Origin of the sequence: Psychrobacter sp. (assembly GCF_018260395.1) — a bacterium.
GTDB lineage: Bacteria > Pseudomonadota > Gammaproteobacteria > Pseudomonadales > Moraxellaceae > Psychrobacter.
The window spans coordinates 1-16546 of the sequence record NZ_JAGLBC010000050.1; the positions used below are offsets into that span (position 1 = coordinate 1).

Sequence of the window (16546 nt, forward strand, 5' to 3'; positions counted from 1 at the left end):
AGTGAGCTTATTTTCGCATTTTTATTCTTTTTTTTGAATTAGGGACACGGCCTAATTCTATATCGATGCTTAAATTCGCTTCTTAGAGCCTTTTTAAAGGCTAAAGGTTGGTAAGCCTAAGTTACTCCTCAAAGGACCTTTGTAACTCAATATAACGTCGTTAAAGAAGCTGGGGTTAAGGCCTCTGCACTACGTCGAACTCGATATCCTGATTTATGCGATAAAATACAGTCTTAGATTGATGAAAATAAAGACAATTTATCGCATCAGTCCTCCAGACAAAAAATTTTTTGCTAAGACTGCTAAGAATAGAATCTGAAGCAGCAACTGGATGATTTAAAGGCGCAAAATGATTTAGCCTTATCAAAGCTAAATGTAGCTGAAAGACTTATAATAGAGTTAACTCAAGATAATGAAATTTTGAAGTCATGGCTTCATGCAATTGAAGCCACAAAGATGCCATAAAAAGCTAAAGCACTTATTACTTAAAAGTAGTGTATTAAAATGGATTAAGCAAGCTTATGAGCTTAAATATTAATAATGAGTATAGTAGACATATGACACATATAGAGGGCAGTAGTCTTTTAGATATGAGCCTATATAGCACTAAAAGTCATAATGAGCATCAGGATGAGGACACTCAAATTGAGTTTGGTCCAACGGACATTTCCGAGAATAAAGTTCGTGAACAGATGCCTGACATCCTCGATTTATTGCTTATCGATAGAACTAATTCCACATCTCGACGTAAGAAAAACATTATTTGGGCTACTGAGAATTATATTCAATATGGTGAAAAAAGATATGCAGCAACCTGTCAGATTAAGCCAGAATTGATTACAGGTGATAAAGGCCAAATTATTATGCCAAGAGCCTTAAAGTCTCAAGAGATGCAAAAAGAGCGGACTAAATCGAAAGCTGAGGTGTTTACTCCTACATGGATAGTAAAGAAACAAAACGATGCTATAGACTCAAACTATCTTAATGACGACTTAGAAAATTATGTCAAGCGTAAGTGGCTAGAGATCACCTGTGGTGAAGCTCCGTATATGGCCTCACGTTATGATATGGATACAGGAAAGCTTATAAACCTCGAAGATCGAGTTGGGTTTGTGGATCGTAAATTAAAGAGAGTTAATGCAGAAGTATATGATAAAGCTGAGTGGCAATTGCTAGTAAAAGAAGCCTACCAATCAAGTTACGGTTTTGAGTGGAGTGGAGACTCGTTGTTATTAGCTCGTGAGAACCTGCTTTACACATATAGAGATTACTATTTGGCAAAATGGCGTGAAGAGCCTATTTATAGTTTGTTTAAGCAAATTGCAGAAATAATAAGCTATAATCTATTTCAAATGGATGGCTTGCAATATATCATCCCTCTATCAAGTAAAAAAGAAAAAGTAATCAAAGATCAGCTGGCATTATTTGATGATGATAATAGTGAAGATGAATGGATAATCAAGCCAGGCAAGAGAGTAAAAATTATGAACTGGGATACTAAAAAGATGGAGTTTTTTGATAAGGGGGTTAAATAATGGTTTTTGATAACAGAAGTATAAAAACTACAGAAGTAGTCTACCCACAAATCTATGCTTTTACCTTACCTAATTATTCAAATAGGAATGGTTGGGTGAAAATAGGTTACACAGAACGTAAAAATGTTGACGATAGAATTAAAGAGCAGACTAAAACAGCTGCTATAGAGCTCCAATATTCGAAGCTATGGTCTGCGCCTGCAAAATTTGAATCGAAAGATTTATGGTTTAAGGACAAACAATTTCACAACTATTTACGTAAAATCAAAGGAATGAAGCAAGACCTACCTCATGAATGGTTCTTTTACAATGATAATCCTTATAAGTCAAAAGACGATTTTGACGACTTTACCAATAGCCGCTTCGAGCAGTCTAATGAAACTTTAGAATACAAACTAAGAAATGAACAGAAGGAAGCTGTTGAAAGGGCTTTAAAATATGCTTTAAGTAGTCCTGAAAATGAGTTTCTATGGAATGCTAAGCCTAGATTTGGCAAAACACTTTCTGCATATGATTTAGCTCGTAGAATGAATGCTACTAAGGTTTTAATTGTTACTAACCGCCCTGCTATTGCAAACTCATGGTTTGATGATTTTGAAAAGTTTATGGCATGGCAGACTGACTTTGCCTTTGTATCAACCAGTGATTCATTAAAAGAACGTCCTGCTCTAACAAGAGAGCAGTATCTTGATCAAATAGCACATGGTAAGAAGAATCTTATAGCTTTTATCTCACTACAAGACTTAAAAGGTGCTATCTCTTTTGGAGGAAAGTACGACAAGCTAAAGTGGGTCAAGGAAATTAAGTGGGATATGTTAGTAATTGATGAGGCTCACGAAGGTATAGATACTTTTAAGACCGATATTGCATTTGAAAATATCTCTCGAAACTTTACATTGCACTTATCTGGCACACCTTTCAAGGCGGTTGCTTCAGGAAAGTTTAACGAAGATGAGATTTTTAACTGGACTTATGCTGATGAACAACTTGCAAAAGCCACATGGGATGATCCAGATGAGAACAACCCTTATGAGCAACTACCTCAACTAAACTTATTCTCATACCAAATGAGCCAGATGATTACTGACAAAGTAAACAAAGGTGCTCAAATGGAGAATGAGAACATTGATTACGCATTTGATTTAAATGAGTTTTTTGAGACAAATGACAGCGGTAGGTTTGTGCATGAATCAGATGTTAAGAAATGGCTTGATACTCTAACTCGTAACGAAAAATATCCATTCTCTACTACAGATCTACGTGATGAGCTAAAGCATACATTTTGGCTGCTTAATCGTGTGGCAAGTGCCAAAGCTCTACAGAAAATACTTAAACAACATCCTGTCTTTGAAAATTATGAAATCGTATTAGCAGCAGGAGATGGACGAGGTGAAGACAATGAGCAGGTCATAACCGATAAAGCAATCGACCGTGTCAAAGAAGCCATTAAAACTCATGAAAAAACCATCACGCTTTCTGTGGGACAGCTGACAACTGGGGTGACTATACCTGAATGGACTGCTGTACTAATGCTGTCTAACCTCAAATCACCAAGTCTTTATATGCAATCTGCTTTCCGAGCTCAAAACCCTTGGGTATATGAAGTGGATGGGCAGGTGTATCAAAAGAAAAATGCTTATGTATTTGATTTTGCGCCTGAGCGCACATTAATAATTTACGAAGAGTTTGCTAATAACCTGTCTAAAAAAACTGCTGGTGGTGGCGGTACTAGTGATGATCGTGAAAAGAATATCAAACAACTGCTAAACTTCTTTCCTGTCATTGCAGAAGACGCAGAAGGACGAATGGTAGAGCTAGATGCCACACAGGTTTTAACAATTCCTAAAGCGATCAAAGCAAAAGAAGTTGTCCGCATGGGCTTTATGTCCAACCTACTTTTCCAAAATATCTCAGGTATATTTGCCTCTACTGAAGCAAGAGAGATCTTAGATCAGTTAAATCCAGTTGACCCTGGCAGGTCTGTTCCTAGTCATACATCAAAAACCATAGAAACTGACGGTATTGAGTTAGATGACAATGGTAATGCATCAGTTGCAGAGGATATCGTTATCTCAGAAACAAAAGCTCGTTTCGGTGATAAGATTTATGGTGACTTAGCATCAACAGTAGAATCCCAGGCAACGGATTTTGATGTAGATTTATCAAAAGAGATTGGAGAGCGCTTTCAGGATAGCACTGAGGAGGCTCTAAAGGAGTTAGCTAAAGAAAATGGCCTATCTGCTAAAGTGGCTGAGCAAGCAGCTAGAGCATCTGCTGAAACGCTTGCTCGTGAGGTTGAAACGACGAAAAAACAGGCAGAGATTAAACAAAGAGAGGCTGAGGCGAAGTACAAGAAAGAGATTGCAGAAGCATATAGTGATTCTAAAAAAGTAGCTGAAGCCAAAGCCCGATATCAAGCCACACAGAATCAAATTAAAACTGACTATCATGAAGAATTAACAAATAAAGTTAAAGAAAAAGCTGAGGAGTTAACCAAGGCTTCAACTAAAGCCGTTTTACAGAAAGCTGAGGAGAAAAAGAAGAACACAGTTGAAGACGATGTTAGAGCGCGCTTACGTGGCTTCGCTCGAACTATCCCTTCGTTCTTGATGGCTTACGGTGTTCCCGAAACCTCTTTACGAAATTTTGATAAACATATTAACGATGATGTGTTTAGAGATGTTACTGGTATTTCACTCGATCAGTTTAGAACCTTGCGTGATACTTATAACTTCTTTGATGAAACCGTATTCAACGAATCGGTTTTCGAATTTCTTAAAAAGCGTAAAGAGCTTGCAAACTATTTTGATGAAAATCAGGAAGAAGATATTTTTGACTATATCCCACCGCAACAAACTAACCAGATATTTACGCCCAAGCGTGTCGTAAAAATGATGGTTGATAAGCTTGAAGAGGAAAATCCAGATGTATTTACTGATCCTAACAAGACGTTTGCTGACTTATATATGAAGTCTGGCTTATATATTACCGAGATTGTTAAGCGTCTGTATGTCGGATTAGAGAATAAGATACCAGACCCTGATACAAGACTGAAACATATTTTAGAGAACCAAGTGTATGGCTTTGCTCCTAGTGAGATCATATACAACATTGCTCGCAACTTTATATTTGGATTTGACGAAAGAGCTGAAAATATTAATAAATCACATATCGTGCACTTAGATACTACTCCTTATGCTAGAGGTGAAAGTGATTTATCGGAGAAATGCAACGAGATTTTTGGAGTTAATGATTAATGAAATTTGATGTTGTCGTAGGAAACCCTCCTTATCAAGAGTTATCAACAGTAAATAATAAGCAAGATGCAATTTACAATTATTTTTACGATTTAGCAGAATCTATTTCAGAAAAATATTGCTTAGTGACACCTGCAAGATTTCTATTTAATGCAGGGCTTACTTCAAAAGACTGGAATCAAAAAATGCTAAATGACCAGCATTTGAAGGTTTTGTACTACATTGGAAACTCCAACCACTTATTTCCAAACACAGACATCAAAGGTGGTGTGGCTATACTTTATAGGGATAGCAAGCATAAGTTCGGGGCTATAAAACAATTAATTCCAGATGAAAACTTAAGAATCATAGCCTCTAGGTTTAATTCAGATCCTACATTGAATCTGCCTTCTATTATGTATGGCGGTCGTTCTGACTTAAAGTTCAATGAACAATTCCTCAAACAATACCCAAACTCTCCTAAAAAGCGGCTTGAACAAATCCAACGTAAAAGACCTACAGTTAAAAAATTAGGATCTAATGAAGAATTTGAACTTAAATCATCGACATTTGACTCTTTAGACTATGTTTTTTACGAAGAGGAACCATTAAATTCAGGTGATTACTGGAAGATATTAGGCCTATACAATACTAAAAGAACATATCGATGGATAGAAAAGAAGTATATGGACCCTAGATATCCAAATAAAAACAATCTAGGAAGTTATAAGGTATTTGTACCAAAAGCAAATGGTAGTGGTGCGTTAGGAGAAACACTCAGTACACCGCTTGTAGGAACTCCCAACATGTCTGCTACCCCTACTTTCATTTCTCTAGGCAATTTTGAAACTGAAATTGAAGCTATTAACCTTATGAAATATATCAAGACAAAGTTAGCAAGGACCTTACTTGGTATACTTAAAATAACACAAGATAACCCACCTTTAAAATGGGCATATATACCACTTCAAGATTTTACACTAGAGTCAGATATTGACTGGACTAAATCTATTCCTGAAATAGATAAACAGTTGTATAAAAAATATGGTCTTAGTGATTCAGAAATAGAGTTCATTGAAACGAAAGTAAAAGCTATGAATTAGGTTTTAAGAAATTTAAGACTAGTTTGGAGGTAAAGGTGTTAAAACGAATTCAGGGTATTACAAATGTTGGTAACTATTTAAAAACTAATGCTGGAAACATTGTTTTCGACCATGTTACGGTTATTTATGGTGAAAATAGGAACGGCAAAAGTACACTGTGCGATATACTACGCTCACTAAGTCTGAATGATCCTCGGTTAATAATTAATAGAGAGTCTATAGTCTTAAATAAACAAAGTATTGGGCTTTGTCAGAAAATTGAAATTAGTTTTGATGAACAAAAAGAGTTAGTAAAGTTTGAAAGTAAAGAATGGCAATCATTGCCACCTGAAAGCTCTAAGCTATATGTTTTTGATCATAGTTTTATTCATCGAAATGTAATGACTGGCAACACCTATACACGTGAAAACTCAGAAAACATTTCTGGTTTTATTTTGGGTGAAAATGCTCAAAGGTTCGATGAGTTAGAACAAAAAAATAAAGAGTTGAGAGATCACAGAAAAGAACTTTCAAATATTGAAATACAACTTAGGGATCATAGTATTAATAATATTGAGGATTTTATTGCTTCACCTTTACCTAATTATACAATTGAGGAAATTGATTCTGAAATTTCGGCTATTGAAAACTCTCTAAAAAACCTTAGTATTCAAGCTTCGAATACAACTCAAATCATTGGCAGATCGCATCTTGAAAGCATCTCTAATCATAAAGATATTAAACAAGATTTAGATAATATTAACGACTGTTTATCCTCAAGTATACTGAGCGTACATGATGCATCTAAAGCTATTGTTAAAGCCCATAAACAATATGTAGAAGAACCCCAATCCTTTGACGGATGGGCAGTTAAAGGCATACAGCACTTAAAAGAAAATTGTCCTTTCTGTGGTCAAGAATTGCAAAATACTGCACTGTCTTTGATTGAAAGCTATAGAACTGCTTTTGATAACTCATTTCAGAACTTCATTGCTCAAACAAAAGCGAATATAACTAAGCTTCAAAAGAAAACGCTTATTAGTTCTACGATTAATGATATTCATGAACATAACAAACGAAACTTTATGGTTTTAGAAAGTTATATTGAAGATGATGTAAAAAAAGAATTAGGCGACTCAGTATCAAGACTAAAAAATTCGCTTAAGATAATAGAACAATTACATTTGGACTTATACAATACATATATTAATTATTCAAAAGAAATTAATAGTTTGTTAGACACTAAGCGAGAGATTCCATACGAGCCACTTTCTTCGATTGATTTTCAGACGTTAATAAATAAATTATCTAATTTCAACACTTCAATTGATCAATATAATCTTATTAAAGATGAGATTAATGAAATTTTGCTTAAATTTAAAAAGTCACAAGACCTTCAATCCATACGAGATAAAGAGCACACTTTGTCTAAAAATAAAGCTAGGTTGCTAAGAGATAAAAAACGCATTGAGCTAGACAGCTATTGTATAAATTACTCCAGCCTAAAAGATAAAATCAGAAAAGAAAAGCTTAGCTATGATCAAACCAAAACAAAACTAGAATTAGAACAAGAGGTGTTTTTAGATACATATTTTGATTGTATAAATACTCTTTTCCGTCGTATTGGTTCATCTAACTTCGAAATATCTATAACAATTAACCGAGGTGGTACTAAAACAGTATATGACATAGGTGTTACCTTCAATGGCAAAGAAATAAACCGACATAAATTCAACTCTCTATTTAGTGAGTCCGATCGAAGGAAGGGCTTTAGCGCTTAGCATATTTTTATCTAAGATAGAACTCTTACCAGAAGTTGATAGAAAAAAAGCTATTTTAGTAATGGATGACCCTGTTACTAGCTTTGATGATGAAAGGATATCTAATATCCTACAGTTACTTTATCAATTAAAAAGTCGTGTCAAACAAATTATTATTACTACCCACTATAAAGGCATGGCGTCATCAGTAATAAAACAATTTAAGGATGTAAAAGTGATAAAGATTGTTCATAAAGCTGATGGATCTCATCTTGAGCCAGCTACGAAATCCGAGATGAAGGCTACCGCTCATGATAAAGCATATTCTGAAATAATGGACTTTATTGAACGTAAAACGCAGGATAATAAAATTAAATTGCTTAGACCATTTCTTGAAGCTGAGGTTAAGAGTCGCTATAGACAACATTTTAAAATGCTCAAACTTAACGATAGCAATAGTTTTGGTGAGCATATAAAAGCTCTTAAAGATAATGAAATCATCACACCCGAAATAGCTACATCTCTTGAAGGCTATAAGGATTCATTAAATATTCCAAGCCATGAGCTACTCCTTCAAAGCATTGATAACTGTAGAGCGCAGGCACAAGATTTAATGGATTTTATTTACTCAGAGCTTTAGTTACTTATATTAACATTGTATACTAATTGTAACAAAAAAATTATTAATTTTATTGAAGCTAAACCTAGAAGATATAAATTTTTATCTTTATTACGAAGACCTATAAATGGGTATTGAGCCACGTGGTGTTTCAAGTTCCAAGCTACCTACTGCTGATTTGACCGTTTTTTGCTATAGCCATTTCGACGGTTGCTACTAGGATTTTGCTCAAGGTGGCTGTCTATCTCAGCCAATAGAGCCGATTCAGTGAATTTTTTATGAGTAGAGAGAGCACCCCATCACTGCCTGTAAGGGGTTTGCCTGATTGAATCGCTTTTAAGGCTTCGTTAAAGTCAAAATTTTGCATGGTTTCATTCCTATTTTATTTGATAGTTTATGGGAATGACACAGTTTTTTGAACACTACCGAAATAGAACTTAATATATTCAAATTATTCTATTTGCTTGAGCTTAAAGAGCTTTTCATAGCATCTAATACTTTTTCAGCAAGAGGAGGCGGGTTAGAAATCATATCTAAATAGTTGGACTGTAAGTTTTGCAAAAAGCTATCGGATGGGGGTCTACCTGAGAAATCGTCTAAGCTAGGGGAGAAGCCTATACCGATTACTTCGCACATTGCTTTTTCTAATCCTTGAGGTCTAGCTTCAACAACCTCAAACAGTATTTGCTCCTCTTCAGTTCTTCCACATTCATTATACCAGTAGCCATAATCATTGAGTTTACGTCTTTCTTTACCTGCTAGGCAATAATGTGCTAACTCATGTAGTAAACTTCTTAAATAGTTATCTCTATAATAAATTATTGCGTTTGAATCATCTTTTGGTGCTTTGTAGTAAGGTTCATTAGCACCACCGATAATAGTCAATTCTGAAAATAAGCTTTCAATTATTCTGATTAGTTCAGCGCATATTTTATTGTCATTCATATAAATTACTTGTAATTAAAATCGGTGAAATATAGTCCAGTAGAGTAAGGTTAATAACGAATTAGTCAGTAAATTCTTTAACTAATCTGATATCTGAGGAATCAATTTCTAGCTGAAGCTCAAAGTTTTGTTGAAGAATGTTGAGGTAATCCTGCATTAGAAGGTCATACTCCTTTTTAAGAGTATCATACTTTGATTTGGTTTTTATTTTAAGTTCTCGTTCGTTCATTAATTTAGTAGCGTCATTAGGTACTTTAGGCAAGTTATTTTTGCGTTCTTGCTCAATTTCTTTTATAGCATCACATAACTTTGGATATCGCTCATAACGTACATAACCCTTACCTTTACCCGCCTCCCTACCCACAGCGTCTTTAGTAAATTTAAAGCGTGAGGACTTAGTATTAACAATTTCTGCTGTACCATTTTTTAGGCGATCTAAAGCATCCCAATATAATTGTTCCGCTTGGCTGGTTTTCATAATTTTCCTTATTCTAAGACTAGAACTGATAGTAGGCTATCTATTTGTTTAATACTTGTTTCGTACTCACGATGTACTCGTTTTGGAATATCTAAGGTGATCTGAGACTCATAGAATTTTTTGGTTTGTAATAAGCTACTTGTAGATTCTGGTAAGAACACAGCATTTACACAGCTAATGCAAGCAGATGCTAGAACGCCTGCACCTTTATCACAAGGTTTAAGAGACATACACCCACCAACCAGTGTAGTGCGATAACGAATCTTACCATTTTTTACTGCTTTCTTAGTATTTCTTCTGTTTTCTAAATACCTCGGTAGCTTACTTTGTACTTTTTTGGTATGTAGACTTTTTCCAGCCGCACCAGCTAGAGTTACATCACTATTTAATAGCCCATGCAAATTATCCGACTCTGCTCTTGCTTTCGCATCTTGCCATTCTTTACGCATAGCTTCGATTTCAGACCCATCTCCTAAAATATTTATGGCTCTGGAGTTAGAATCCGTGTAATAGGCTGTCATCACCATGCTAATATGCTTTAGCTGAGCTTTGAGAGTAGGATATGAAACATAACCACTAGAGGCGGCATATACTGCCATTGAGCGTCTGAACTGATGGAAACTTAACGGCCAAGGCTTAGCTATTTGAACCTTACTAGATATTTCATCACCATATAGAAAGTGACTAATTTCTTTCAAGTCTTGTTCTGTGACTAATAAATGTTCTGACGAATGCATAATTGCTTTAAGAAGAGATGTATTAAAGGCTGTCGTTGAATAATCAAAATAAGGATGAGGTTCGCCAGATTTCCCTTTTTCAATAGAAAAAAATAATGGTAATTTACTCTCGTCAGGCACTATTTCACTTTTGTTTCCAGACCAGCATAAAGCCCCTCTAGTGACAAGTTGAGCTGCTTTAAAAGCGTCTTCAACGACTGAGCCAGTTACCCATTTAGTAAACCTGGGTACTCCATTGCTTTCAAGTTTAGTTGTGGTTGACCATATAACAGGTATTTCACCTTTATCGGAATGAATGTATTTTAATCCATTAAAGGGAATTGAAAGCACTTCATTTTTACGCATACCTGTGAAAGCGGCTATAATTAGAGCACTTTTGATTTGTATTTGCCCTAAGCTTATGGTCAAACTTAACCAATTAGCATTATTTATTATATTTAGCTTTTGCAAATCTAATAAACTGTTAGCTAGCTTCTTATCACTCAATAAAGCTTTTTTCCAATAGTATCTAATTAAAGCTTGTTGTGAATTATTAAGTTTGCCAGCAGTTACAGCTTCACTAACATCTATTACTTGATCCCTAATCCTAGAACGTACGGAAAAAATATACGCTATACTCTCTTGATTTTCGTTAAAAATTTGCAAATCCTCAATGGTCTGTTTTAGCAAACTCTGATAAATGCGTGAAGGAATTATCAAAGTTTGTATTGACTGAGTGGATTCTGGAAACACTCTTTTTTTATCTATTAACTTTTTTAGAAATTCTTTAGACGGTTGTAAGTTAGACCAATAATTATCTTTATTTAAAACGGAGGCAGTATCTATAAACCTTTGAATTTTACCTAAGAGTAAACCTATTCTTTTCTCTTTACAGTTATTAGAAATTAAGAAGTCTATTGCGCTAGGGTCTTCAAAAACGTTAGTAGTCTCTAAATTATTGTCTATAACATACACAATTAAAAAAGATATAGCGGTTAAATCGCTAGTCAATTTACTAATGCTACATCCATTTACCTGACAAACCCAGTTTAATGCAAAAATTTTTAAAAACTTAACTGCTAAATTGAATTTACTACTGCTTACATCCAACATGGATATGCTCTGGATTTTATAAGTAAAATTAATCGTCTTAGGTGAGATGCTGGTAGCACTATAGTCCCAAATATCATCCGAGAATACTGATAAAGCATCCCCATTTTTAGAAAGAGTTACCACTAAATCTGAGTATGGATTTTTGATAAGTATTTTAGATATGGGTAGTATTTCCTTAATATGAGATTCATGCATCATTATTCTGGTCATAAGGATACTGCCTTATCTTTTTGTTGAGAAGCCAATGTTAGAAAACTTATATGTTCACTCCAATATTCATTATAAATTTGTACGTCTATACTTTGTATAGCATCATTTACTAGGTCAATGGCATTAGTATCCTGTTGTTGAATAAAACGTATAATCTCATCAATTCTGTATAAACAGGGCTCTATAGTAGTAAGCTGATGTTCAGGATCATTACGTAATTCTGATGATTTCAGTAGGGCTTCTTTTAAACTCAAAAGCTTATGTATGTCCTCAAAGTCTATATGGACTGTAAAGAATTCACAAAATAAACAACTTTCAAAGGTTGCACAAGAAGGAGTAGGCGCCTCTTGATTAAAACCTTCATGCTTTATAGGGGTTTGATCTGATAAGTTGGAGCAAGATCCTGTCGGAATTTTTTCGCTATTGTATTCAACTGAAGTCTTAACAGGTATGGATTGCCCATTGGTTCGGTTAGATGTTAGAATCACAGTACTAATTTCTTCATGGTATTGATTCATCTCTATAGATTGAGACTCAATATCAATTGTTGTATAAAATTTAGCTACTGTGGCTAAAGAGTTATTTAATTTTTTAGCTACTACAGATAGGTTACCTTTAGAGTGCTTGATATAATATTCGGCACATAAGTTCCTAATATCCCTAGCTGGAATTTTCTTTACATTTTTAAAAAGTGCTGAATCTTTGATAGTATAACTAGTAGAATTGCGAGCAAAACGTTTTAATTGGCGATGCTCTCCAATACGTACGAATAAATATTCTCTACAATTTTTATTTAGACCAAGGCTTTCTACCCATTCCCTGAGTCTGAGGAATTTGATTAAGAAACGTTTTAACTGAGGAGGGGTTGTAAATTCAACTTTTCTACCTGCTCTATATTTATGTTTTTTAGCGAAAGTCGATAGACCTAGCTTTTCTATATCTAAATCGTAAATTTTCAAGTCAAGTGTAGGTTGTATATTAGCAGCAGTAAACGATAAATAAATATAATAAAAACAGTGTACACATAAATTATATGCGTAAACTTTTCTGCTATCTAATTTTTCGTCGATCCACTGATTTCTATTTTTTATCAATGTGTTCTGGTAGAAGGCTCTCTGATTACTTTCACCCTCATAGTAAGTGGACAAGATAGGTTTAATATCGTCGTACGGTAAAAGTTCTTGCTTGCTATTAAAACAGTTAGATAGTTTCTTTATACCAGAGTTATAGGTGCAATCCCAATAGTATCCTTCACTTTTTGAGTTTGGAAGTGTAATAGGTATAGGGTATATTTTATTTAATATGGCATTAGAAAATTCATCGAAATATGTTATACAAGTTTGTATATATATTCTAAAATCTTCTAATGATGAAGTTCTTTCTGTATTATTTGAAGGTGTATGACGATGTACTGGTATAATATTAAGTAATTCAATTTCGGATAAACCGAAAGCTATTTTTACGAAATTTCTAGCAGTAATGAGCTTAGTATAAATTGTTCTAGCACTTAATGACTTTTTACTACTTAATCGGCTTCTTTGGTATAATTTAGTTTGATAGTACTTATAGTTTGAAACTAAGTCATCCAAAGTAATGGGTTTAGAACCTTGAAAATCACAAAAATTTAAAAAGCTTCTTACGTCATGTAGCTTACCCCGTACAGTTTCATCTCTCCAACCTTTCTGTAAAATTTCATCAAGATAAGCACTCAGCCATCCAACACGTTCTACTGATAATGATGATATTTTAACTAGACCAGTAGTATAATGTTTAGTTTTATGACGCAAGTTTCCACAATCATCTTCTCTGATTAAATAACAAATTCTACCGATATCGATTTTGAAAGCTGTACCATCTGAAATCAAACCTTCAATTATTAAATCTTGAGGACTAGTAATAGACTCTGTTTGCTTTGTCGATATTATGACAACTTCTCTATCACAAAAGTTATTAAACATTATTTTCGCCTATGCTAAAGGTATTACTGAATGAGTTCTGCATAGCTTCAAATTCAGATATTTCAGATTCAAATTTCAGATAGGATTCAGTAGTTTTAAAGCTTCTATGATTAAGACGTTGCCTAACATGGTCGAAAATTTTATGATCAGGGTAATCTTTAGCTCTTAAACTTCTAACGATATTCATACCATAAGTAGCACGTAAGTCATGAAAAGAGAAATCTTGGAGATTAGGATTATATTTTTGAATTTTACCAATAAATCTTACTATCTCGTTTCTTAAAGACTGACCATTTTTAGGTATCATAACTGGAGCTATAGAATTACAAATTGATTGGTGAGTATTACGATCTTTAAGCTCCCTTTCGGCTGTAAGGTATGGATTCCCATTACTAGTCAGAAATATATAATCATCATCAGTGCCCCTGTAAAAATTATTTATTTTATTTCTTCTATTTTCGGCTCTTTCACACTCGATATACGTTAATAGACGATAAAGTAAACTAGGGTTGAATATTAATCGATTCAAACGTCCACCTTTAGAGTCTGTTTTATGTCTAGATCCAGCGGTTATCACAGCATACTCATACTCAGGATTCTGATCCAAATAGGTAAGAGCTTTTTTAATACAACCTATAGAGAGAGTGCATACGCTTTGTTGTCTAGCTCCCGTTTCCAAAGCAATTCTCATCATTAATTCTAGCTCTATTGAAGCTAAACCGTTATCGAATGCATTGAATATGATTTCTTGTTCTTGAAGGCTCAGAGGTCGCAGGCTACCGCCATCTCTTATTTTTCCTAATGATGGAACTGGTTTCCTACTGCTTTTTATCTTGAGGTCGTTCGTAACAACACTAATACTTCTAGCTTGCCCTACATCATTATAAACAGGTATGTGAACTAAACTTTCTCTGAAAGGCTGGTTTTTAATATCGGTTGGCGAAACAAGCGTTTGATATTGGATATAGTTATAGAAATGAGCAATAGAAGACAGAATCGTATTAATGTATTCAGCACTGAAATCATGCTGTTCAACAACAGTTTGTAGAAAAGCTCTGAATTTGCGAGGAACTCTTTGATGATACTTGGTAGGTAAGTCTAAAAAATGTTGGTTACTATGTTCTAAATACTGGAGAAAGTATTTTAAATGAATAGCTCTTGCAGATAATGTTTTCATATTTGAAAGAGTCGGGGTATCAAGTTGTCCCATTAAATATAAATTACCAATTTTCCACGGTAGACCATTTGATTGAATAATAACAGGCATTCTGAAGTAGTAACCTAAGCTAGACATTGGATTAAAACTATATTTATAAGTGTTAACATGATTAGTTTTAGACCACTTAGCCTTATGAATTCTGAAGCTACTTAAGTAAACTACTTTAGCACTTGAATTAAATAAATCTCTTAAAGAAGGTTTCATATTACCTGCTATATCCAATATTGGTTACAAAATTATTAGAATCTATCAAATCGAATTGAGATACCTTAGTAATTTTTAGTTTTTAAGTCGACATTCTAAGCGCGATTTTAATTAAGTCATTAATCTCTATAGAGAAGTGCTTTTTTAGTTTTTAAATGTTGAGTTGTTGATTTGTATGTATCCGTTTATCAATATTATGGAACAACTAGTGAAAATCAGATTTTTTATATTTGATAATAAATTTTTAAAGTTATTTTGACACCCGAACATTTATCTTCACTTTTTGAATTGTAATAAATAGCTCTAGTTTATACGATACAAACTATGTTAGCATTATGCTAACATAGTTTCAAGAGTTTTGCGTCAAATAAACTTATCCCACTACAAATACCTAAATGGAAATTAACAATGTCAAGAAACGTTCAGTTCAATTTAAGAATTCCTTCTGAGCTTAAAGCGCTTGTTTCGGAAGCTGCAAAGGCAAGCGGGCGTTCTATCAATGCTGAAGCTCAATATAGATTGGAAGCATCTTTTAGAGATAATGAAGAGAGCTATAGTGAAGCATTAACTAAGTTAAAAAGTTTTTTTGATGTTCATTTAAGAAGTAGTCATTTGATATCGCTAGCACACAAATTAAACTTTTTATTAAATGAGGCTGAATCAGTCAATAGTTTGAATACGCCGAGTATTACGAGAGTGGCGGAAGCATTTAGCTATGATAATGTTTTAACTGTTGAAGGATGGTTTACTGGGCGTAAAGAACCATCTTTTGAAGAGTTAAATAAGTTGGCCAAATATTTCGGTTGTCGGGAAAGCTGGTTAATTCACAATGAAGGCAAACCATTTTTAAAAGAGAACTTTGAATTTGGTTTCAATATAAAGAATAATGCAGAACGTTTGCTGGAGGGTTGTAATGGAAATGAGGTTCAGGCTCTTTGGTTTGTTCGCAATGATACAATCTATGGTGAGCTTGTTATTATTAAACATTATGATACTTGGCGTGGATCAGTATTAAATCCACGTATTCATCTTTGTGATGCTGTTGGCTTTCATGATAATGAATATAAAGCATTATTAACTCTTACTTTAAAATACTTATACGAGTTTCGTACTCCATTAATTAGAGGCGCCTTGGTATCAGATTCAGACTTTAACGAACTTATTTGGGCAGAACAGAATCCAGTCAAAATAATTGGTAAATATAATCATAATGACTGGGTCAGGGGAATATGGGATGAATCACTATGTTCAAATAAAAATGATAGCTACTGGAAGCAGTGGCACAATATGTGTTCATCAATAGCTTTTCAAATTAACCGTAACGAGTTTAGTTCTAAGTTGATTGAAAAATAGTATTTAAATGTACATTCCTAGAATTAGAGGTTTCTAGAATGTCAACCTTTAAAGAGTTGTGTGGATCTCATGCAGGGCGCTCTGAAAAAAACCATGGGCAAATTCGATACGTGCAGGA

General features: G+C 34.1%; 11 protein-coding genes. 6 read left to right on the plus strand and 5 right to left on the minus strand.

The features are described 5' to 3' along the window. Positions 1 to 557 precede the first annotated feature (557 nt). Genes QZ265_RS05550 through QZ265_RS05570 form a run of 5 tightly spaced genes read left to right on the plus strand, consistent with a single transcriptional unit; the run spans position 558 to position 8253 of the window. The gene (locus tag QZ265_RS05550; protein ID WP_296404202.1) at positions 558 to 1535 is read left to right on the plus strand and encodes a restriction endonuclease; all 978 of its coding nucleotides are present in this window, start codon (positions 558 to 560) and stop codon (positions 1533 to 1535) included. Next, a complete protein-coding gene (locus QZ265_RS05555; protein WP_296404204.1) occupies positions 1535 to 4792 on the plus strand; it encodes a DEAD/DEAH box helicase family protein in 3258 nt (1085 codons plus the stop codon). Before QZ265_RS05550 ends, QZ265_RS05555 begins: the two co-directional genes overlap by 1 nt. After that, positions 4792 to 5874: an Eco57I restriction-modification methylase domain-containing protein gene (locus tag QZ265_RS05560; protein ID WP_296404206.1), complete on the plus strand. Its 1083-nt coding sequence runs from the start codon at positions 4792 to 4794 to the stop codon at positions 5872 to 5874. The genes QZ265_RS05555 and QZ265_RS05560 overlap by 1 nt, the downstream gene beginning before the upstream one ends. A gap of 35 nt (positions 5875 to 5909) precedes the next feature. Continuing rightward, a complete protein-coding gene (locus tag QZ265_RS05565) occupies positions 5910 to 7634 on the plus strand; it encodes an AAA family ATPase (RefSeq protein WP_296404208.1) in 1725 nt (574 codons plus the stop codon). Further along, positions 7600 to 8253 carry an AAA family ATPase gene (locus tag QZ265_RS05570; RefSeq protein WP_296404210.1) on the plus strand — a complete coding sequence of 218 codons (654 nt, stop codon included), beginning with the start codon at positions 7600 to 7602 and terminating at the stop codon, positions 8251 to 8253. Before QZ265_RS05565 ends, QZ265_RS05570 begins: the two co-directional genes overlap by 35 nt. A 435-nt stretch (positions 8254 to 8688) precedes the next feature. On the opposite strand, the gene QZ265_RS05575 is transcribed toward QZ265_RS05570, so the two are convergent. The 5 genes from QZ265_RS05575 to QZ265_RS05595 all read right to left on the minus strand — a co-directional run bounded on the left by QZ265_RS05575 (position 8689) and on the right by QZ265_RS05595 (position 15075). Continuing rightward, positions 8689 to 9177, minus strand: a complete 489-nt coding sequence (locus tag QZ265_RS05575; RefSeq protein ID WP_296404212.1) for an elongation factor P hydroxylase — start codon at positions 9175 to 9177, stop codon at positions 8689 to 8691. A gap of 61 nt (positions 9178 to 9238) precedes the next feature. Next, the gene (locus QZ265_RS05580) at positions 9239 to 9655 is read right to left on the minus strand and encodes a hypothetical protein (RefSeq protein WP_296404214.1); all 417 of its coding nucleotides are present in this window, start codon (positions 9653 to 9655) and stop codon (positions 9239 to 9241) included. An 8-nt stretch (positions 9656 to 9663) separates the two neighbouring features. After that, positions 9664 to 11682, minus strand: coding sequence for a hypothetical protein (locus QZ265_RS05585; protein WP_296404216.1), 2019 nt, complete (start codon positions 11680 to 11682; stop codon positions 9664 to 9666). Positions 11683 to 11690: 8 nt separating this feature from the next. Then, a complete protein-coding gene (locus QZ265_RS05590) occupies positions 11691 to 13652 on the minus strand; it encodes a hypothetical protein (protein WP_296404217.1) in 1962 nt (653 codons plus the stop codon). After that, entirely contained in the window at positions 13645 to 15075 is a 1431-nt protein-coding gene (locus QZ265_RS05595) for a tyrosine-type recombinase/integrase (protein WP_296404219.1), read from the minus strand. Before QZ265_RS05595 ends, QZ265_RS05590 begins: the two co-directional genes overlap by 8 nt. Positions 15076 to 15483: 408 nt before the next feature. On the opposite strand from QZ265_RS05595, the gene QZ265_RS05600 reads away from it, so the two are divergent. Then, positions 15484 to 16428 (plus strand): Arc family DNA-binding protein, encoded by a 945-nt coding sequence (locus QZ265_RS05600; protein ID WP_296404220.1) that lies wholly within the window; start codon positions 15484 to 15486, stop codon positions 16426 to 16428. The last annotated feature ends 118 nt before the right edge of the window (positions 16429 to 16546 follow it).